The following is a 4,661-nucleotide window of genomic DNA, read 5'->3' as shown; positions in this document are numbered from 1 at the left end:
GCGGGGGGAACTCTTCCACGGTGCGGGGGTGGGTGCGGGGAGGGCCACGCCGGTGTCGGGCCGGTGGTGGCCGTGGCGTGGTGGTGCCCTCCCCTCCCCCGTGCGGTGGTGTGCGGCCGTGGCGGGCCGGAGGCTGGTGGGGTGGGTCAGTCGAGGGCGGCGGGGGTGTCGTCCTGCCACAGGTGGCAGTGGTGGGTGGTGTGGGGGTCGGTCAGTCGGATTCCGGTGGGTCCGGGGGCCAGGGACAGGGTGGTGGGGTGGGGGTCTGAGGGGGTGAGGGCGGGCCAGGTGGGTGCGCCGGGGTGGTTGGGGTCGCCGTGTCGGGCGAACTGGGCCCAGTAGCCGATCATGTCGTGGGCCAGGCGTCGTTGTGCGGGGGTGAGCCGTGCGGTGACGCCGGCCCAGTCGAACAGGTAGCCGAGTTCGGAGGCGTGGCTGGCACCCAGGGGGATGTCGGGGCGGCGGGGGTGTCCGGGGTTGGGGGCGTGCTGGTCGGCGAACTCGTAGGTGTGGGTGGGGACGTGGTTGGCCCAGGAGCGTGCTTCGGTGAGGACGGGGCAGCTGACGGCGCGGGCGGTGTTGAGGGCGGCCCAGGCGGAGGCCGGGCTGGGGTGTGCTGGTGCGGGGAAGTGGGTGGCGATGGTGTCGGCGCGGGGGCCGAAGGTGTCCCGGAGGAGGTGGAGGTAGTCGTCGTCGCCGAAGGGGCCGTGCAGCGTCGAGGCGACACCGGTCATCTCGTTCCGGGTGGTGCCGATGAGCACGGGGACCCGGTGGACGGCGGCCTGGTCGAGGGCGGTGGGGGGTGGGAGCGGGATGAGGTGGGTTCCGAACGCGGGTTGGGTGAAGTCGTCGTGGTGGGGTGTGAGTGCGGTGACGTCCAGGGCGCGGAGGCAGCGGAGGGGGTCGTCGGCGTCGTGGCAGCCCAGGGTGGCGGTGGTGCGTTGGCCGGCTTCCTCGGTGCGGGTGAGGGAGCGCCAGGGCAGGTGTCCGGGGTCGCCGGGACCGAGTGCGTTGTGGGGGAAGACGGCGGAGCAGGAACCGCTTTGGAGGATGGCTCGGTGGAAGAGCGCGTGGGCGGTGGGTGAGGTGAGGTGGGTGCAGACGCTCATGCCGCCGGCGGACTCGCCGGCGAGGGTGATGGTGGTGGGGTCGCCGCCGAAGGCGGTGATGTTGCGGTGGACCCAGGTCAGGGCGGCCTGTTGGTCGGCGAGGCCGAAGGTTCCGCTGCCGGGGAGTTGGGGGTGGCCGAAGAAGCCGAGGACGCCGAGGCGGTAGTTCAGGGTGACCACGACCAGTCCGTTCGCCGCGAGGGCGCGGGGGTCGTAGTCGCTGCCGGCGCCGGTGGTGAAGCCGCCGCCGTGGATCCACACCAGGACCGGGGCTGGGTGGTGGTGGGTGGTGGGGAGCGGGGTGGTGACGTTGAGGTAGAGGCAGTCCTCGGCGGTGCTGGCGGGGGTGCCGCCGAGGCCGGGGCCCTGGGCGCAGCGGGGGCCGGGTTTGGTGGCGTCGCGGGTGCCGGTCCAGTGTGGTGGTGGGTGGGGCGGCTGCCAGCGGAGGTCGCCGACGGGGGGTGCGGCGTAGGGGATGCCGAGGAAGTCGCGGTGGTCGGTGTCCTGGTGTCCTCGGAGGAGCCCGCTGTCCACTCTGACCAGGGTTGGGTCCGGAGCGGGTGGTGGGTGGGCAGCGAGGGCGGCCGGGATGAGGAGCGCGAGGACGACGGCGAGGGCGAGGGTGGTGGGCAGGGGGCGGTGTCGTGCGGTGTGGGGGTGGTGTGGGGGCCGCATGGGTCACTCCGTGGTGGTCGTTGCCGACCGCGACGTCGTGAGGAGGGTGGCGGTGTCCGACCGGCGAGGCGCGGGTGTCCTCGTCGGGTGCGGTGTTCGCTCTGTTGTGGGTGTCGCGGTCGGGTGGCCGGTCCCCGCGGGTGGGATCGGCTGGTGGGTGGGACGGGTGCCGCCGCGTGGCCGGCGGCTGCTCCCCGGGTGGTCAGGGGGCGCTGCTGGCGTCGCGGTGGCGGTGGTTCGGGGGTGGACGAGCTGGTGCGTGTCGTCTCGCGGGGTGGTCGGTGCCGGCCGGGGCGCGCTGTGGCGTGGTTGGCGGGCGTCCGACGGTGTTCCGGGGGTGTCGGGTGGGTGCGTGGTGGCCGTGGTCGGGTGCCACCGGATGCGCGCCGCGTCCCGTGTTGGTGCCCGGTTGCGGAGATGACGGGCGGCCGGGTCCAGGGGCCGCCCGTGACAGGGTATCAACGGTGCGTGATCGACGCCAGGTCCGGTTGGTGGTGGGGTGAGGGGCCGGGCGGTGGACGGGAGGGGAGCTGGGGATTGGGGTGTTCGGCGGTTGGTGGCCGGTCGTGGATCGCACCAACCTTCCAGTGTGGTTGGCGTGGGTGGGTGGAGGGCCGGTGGTTTCCGGTGTGGTCGCCCGGGTCGTGTCGCTGGTCCGAGGTGGTCGGAGGGGTGCGGGGTGGTCGGGTGGGGTGGGGTCCGGCTTGGCCGCGGGGAGGAGTCGTTCCCTCGGGGCCGGGCCTGCCGGGAGACCTGCGTGCCAGCGGGGCGCGGCTCGCGCGGTGGTCGGCACCGGCGTGGCCTCCTGGAGGGGGTCGCCACCGCGCCGTCCCGCGCGGGAGGGCGCCTCGTGGTTCTCCTGGGCGTTGCGGCCGTCTCCACCGCCCGCCGGTCGGGCACGGTGTGGAACGTCAGGTCGAGCCGGGCGCCGGTGGCGTCGGGAGCCGCATGGTGGGGGGCGAGCGGAGCTGGGGGCGGACCGGGCGGTGGCCTGACACGCACGACCGTGGGAGGCAGGTCCTCCAACACCACCGGGGCGGTGCGGGTGACCGTTGCGGCGTGGTCCTGGGGTGCCGTGGTCGGGTGTCCAGCGTGGCCACCAGGTGCACGCGGCCCGCCGCTTCCTGGTTGGCGTAGCGGTGCGCGTCGTGGGAGGCGAAGTAGGCGGAGTCGCTGGCTTCCAGGGTTATCGGTGGTCTGCCGACGGTGAGTGCGAGTGTTCCTGGCTCGACGAGGACGAAGCCGTGGGAGCCCGGTGGGGCGGCGGGGAGTTCTCCCGTGTCGCACCCCGGGTGGCAGTGCGCGGCGGACCCAGATGGAGGTGGGTCCGGGCACGGGGGTGAGGGGCTCCTGGTGCCCTCCCCTGGCCTCGTGGAGGTGGTCGTGGTGGCTGGCGCGGTGCGGCACGACCCGGTCCTGCTCGGTGGTGGTGGCTGCCTTCTCGCCGCGTTCGACGGCGGAGAGCGTGCTGACGCTCATCGAGGCTGCGGTGGCCAAGGTCGTGCAGTGTCATGCCTTGCGTTCGGCGGAGGCGTTGTCCGCGGCGGCCAATAGAATATCTTTCGTGTCCGCTGGAGAGGAAAGTCCGGGGCGGGTGGGTCCGGTGCTGGTCCGTCCCGCACGTGTTGGTGACCTGGCTGAGGTGGCCGCGATCTTCGCCCATTACGTGACCGACACGGTGAGCACCTTCGAGGAGGTGCCGCCCTCGGTGGAGTGGTGGGGACGTCGCCTGGCCGATGTCACCGCCCGGGGCCTGCCGTTCCTCGTGGCCGAGGTGGCGGGGGCCTCGCGGGGTACGCCTATGCCGGGAGTTGGCGTGACAAGCCCGCCTATCGGCACACGGTGGAGGACTCGATCTATGTGCGGCCTGACCGCACGGGTCTGGGCATCGGAGGCGCGTTGTTGAGCCGGTTGCTCGGTGAGGCGGCTCGCGCGGGCGCGCGGCGGATGATCGCGGTGATCGCCGATTCCGGTGATGCCTCTTCCGCCGAGTTGCACCGGCGGCATGGATTCACCGAGGCGGGGCGGCTGGTGGGAGTGGGTTTCAAGCACGGCCGCTGGTGGGACACGGCCCTGTGGCAACGGCCGCTGGTGGTCGGCTGAGGTTCGCCGCGCCGTTGTCCGTGAGGCGGGTCGGGGTGTCCCGTGGTGAGGGGCCGTGTCGCGGGTGGACCCGGCCCCTCGTTGCCCGGGCTGTCGTGGGACGCCTGGGGGTGGCTGGTGGGGGCGGTGCTCAGCTGGCGACGCGGATGGTCGGCTGGTGCCGCACGGGGAAGTTGACCGAGTTCGCGATGAAGCAGTCGCGGTGCGCGGCGGCGTGCAGTTCCTCCGCTCGCTCGACCATGCTGGCGTCGGTGACGGTGACCACGGGGTTGAGGACGACCGCGACGAACCTGCCGCTGGAGGCCCGCTCCATGCGCATCAGGCCGGTGGCGGCGTCCTCGTAGGAGGTGACCACCACGCCCTGGGTCGAGCAGAGCGCCAGGTAGGTCAGGAGGTGGCACTCCGAGAGCGCGCCCACGAGGAACTCCTCGGGGTTCCACCGGGACTGGTCACCGCGGAAGGAGGGGTCCGCGCTTCCCTGGAGGGCGGGTTTGCCCTCGACCACCAGGTCGTGGTCACGGGTGTAGGAGCGGTAGGACGAGGTGTCCTGCCCGGGCTGGGGGGTCCAGCGCACCGTGACCGCGTAGTGGTGTTCCTTGCTCATCGCTCGTGTTCCTCCCTGCTCCCGTGTGTCGGGAGACGGTGCGGGACGCTACCGCTCACCACCGACGGGAACATCTGGTCGTGGTGGGGCGGTCCGGTGCGGGTGTCGCTGGGGGTGTGGTGGCGGGTCCGCTCGGGCCGCTGTTGTGGTTGCGCGGGACCGGGGTCGTG

The 4,661-nt window shown here is 73.1% G+C and carries 3 protein-coding genes; 1 reads left to right on the top strand and 2 read right to left on the bottom strand.

What is annotated here, in order from left to right:
- Window positions 1–146: 146 nt before the first annotated feature.
- Entirely contained in the window at window positions 147–1,784 is a 1,638-nt protein-coding gene (locus ACTIDRAF_RS30515; protein ID WP_016700897.1) for a carboxylesterase/lipase family protein, read from the bottom strand.
- 1,713 nt (window positions 1,785–3,497) lie between these two features.
- Between ACTIDRAF_RS30515 and ACTIDRAF_RS30510 the strand changes: the two genes are divergently transcribed.
- Window positions 3,498–3,887, top strand: a complete 390-nt coding sequence (locus ACTIDRAF_RS30510) for a GNAT family N-acetyltransferase (protein WP_342626698.1) — start codon at window positions 3,498–3,500, stop codon at window positions 3,885–3,887.
- 130 nt (window positions 3,888–4,017) lie between these two features.
- On the opposite strand, the gene ACTIDRAF_RS0222130 is transcribed toward ACTIDRAF_RS30510, so the two are convergent.
- Complete coding sequence (locus ACTIDRAF_RS0222130; RefSeq protein ID WP_016700895.1) at window positions 4,018–4,491, bottom strand: OsmC family protein; 474 nt, start codon at window positions 4,489–4,491, stop codon at window positions 4,018–4,020.
- Window positions 4,492–4,661: the final 170 nt, after the last annotated feature.

The organism is Actinoalloteichus spitiensis RMV-1378 (assembly GCF_000239155.1).
Taxonomy (GTDB): Bacteria; Actinomycetota; Actinomycetes; order Mycobacteriales; family Pseudonocardiaceae; genus Actinoalloteichus_B; species Actinoalloteichus_B spitiensis.
Note: the sequence above shows the minus strand (reverse complement) of the source record. Positions and strands in the feature narration are given on the sequence as shown.